General features: G+C 56.4%; 1 protein-coding gene. It reads right to left on the reverse strand.

Annotated elements, in window-relative coordinates:
• Positions 1–2,073, reverse strand: a 2,073-nt coding sequence (locus ADA42_RS12075; protein WP_241485704.1) for an Ig-like domain-containing protein, incomplete at both ends; no start/stop codon positions are given.

A 2,073-nucleotide genomic window follows, 5' to 3' on the forward strand; every position in this document is an offset into this window, starting at 1 on the left:
CTGGCGCTGTGGTATCCAGTACGATTGGATAAGCACCTGAATCCGGGCTCGACTGGCCTGCACCATCGGTCTGTTTCGCAATCAGGTTCTTGGTGCCGTCTGCACCTAGATCCGTCGTGGTCACACTCCAGGTCCCGTCTGAAGCCACTGTGGTTGAACCCACTGCCGTGCCGTCAACATATACCGTCACCACCGCACCCACTTGCCCGGTACCACTGATGGTCGGCGTGCGGTCATCTGTGGTCTGGTTCTTCTGCAGATCTCCTGTCACATCACCCTGATTATCTGTCACGCTCTGAATGGATGGCGCCGATGGGGCTGCACCCACCACCTTGAATTGCCATGCCGCGCTTTGCGGTCCTTCGTTACCTGCTGCATCCACACCACTGGCGGTGAAACTGTGCGGTCCTGCACCAATCGGTGTACTTGGCGTGAAGCTCCATTTGCCATCTGTACCCACGGTCGCACTGCCTAGGTATGCGCCATTGTCGTAGACTTTCACGATCGCTACCGAGGCATCTGCCGTTCCTGAATATGCCGGACGGGTGTCATCGGTCAGACTATCTGGACTGTTGCTGATGGTGCCCTGAATCGCGCCCACATCATCGTACAGATCCAGCACCGTGACTGCATTTGCCAATGGCGGGATGGTATCTACGGTCAGGTTGAAGCTTGTTGAAGTCGTACCCACATTGCCGGCCTGATCTACAATCGCAGCAGTGTAGCTGTGTGGTCCTTCGCTGACATTGCTCAACTGGTAACTGAAGCTTCCACCGGTGACGGTTGCTGTACCCAGTAAAGTAGTGCCTTCATAAATCTGTACGCTATCGCCTTCTTTAAGACCTGTCACTGTACCTTTGAGCAATGGTGAGGTGTCGTTGGTCGTGGTGCCTGTACCGAAGTCTCCTGTATTCGGCGCAACATCGTCTGCATAGCCAGTCAGGCTAATGCTGTTGTCGGCGGTCGGAGCTTGGGTATCCACCACGATCACTTGTGTCGCCGCAGTACCGGTATTGCCAGCTGCATCCACCACGCGGGTCTGGATGCTGTAGCTGCCATCGGCAAGTGTATTGCCTGTGTTGTCATAGCTCCAGCTGTTGCCACTGCCTTGGACTGCATTGATCCAGGTTGCACCGCCATTGAGTGAAATCTGTACATATTCGCCTGACGCCAGCGTGCCTGTCGTGCTCAGGTTGAACACCAAGGTGTTGTCGCTGGTCACAAAGTCACTGCCTGAACTGCCGGTGTCTTGGGTAATGCTCACCAGACTTGCTGTCGCGGTCGGTGCGGTCAGATCCACATTAACTGTAAACGGATCGCTCTTGCCGCTTTCGTTGCCCACAGGATCGGTCGCAGTCACGCTTAGGTTGTGCGGACCTTCGGTCAAGCCAGGTGCCGGGATGGTGTAGTTCCAGCGACCATCTGCTCCTACCGTGACACTGCCCACCACATCATTGCCGTCATATACCTTGATCACATCACCCGGTGTCGCGCCTGTACCACTGAGTGTCGGTGTGGTGTCATCCGTGCTGGCACCGTTGCCAAGCGGACCTTGTACCAGACCCACATCGTCACTCACCAGACCAATGCTCGGAATGCTCGGTGCCGTGGTGTCAATCGTCAGATTGAAACTCGCGCTGCCTTGTGTTCCTGCCGCATTGCTCGCAGTGGCCGTATAGCTATGTGACCCTTCGCTTTGTGTTGGTAAGGTGTAGCTCCAGTTACCGCTACTATCCACCACCGCTGAGCCAACCGCCGCGCCACCATCGACGCTGATCGTCACGATCGCTCCCGCTGTACCTGTTCCCACCAGTGTTGGTGTGGTGTCATCGGTTGCAGCATTGTTGGCCAGGTCACCGACCTTGCTGCCAACATTGTCGACCGCCTTGTTGATGCTTACCACCACATTCGTGGTGTCTACCGTAAAGTTCAGTGCATCACTGGCCGCGCTGGTGTTGCCTGCCGCATCCGTCGCAGTCGTGGTAATGCTGTGTGGTCCGTCCACCAAGCCTGTCGATGGCGTGAAGCTCCAGGTGCCATCGCTTGCAACGGTGGTGCTGCCCAGTACCGTAT

This window comes from Acinetobacter sp. 243_ASPC (genome assembly GCF_001054715.1).
GTDB classification, from domain to species: Bacteria; Pseudomonadota; Gammaproteobacteria; order Pseudomonadales; family Moraxellaceae; genus Acinetobacter; species Acinetobacter soli.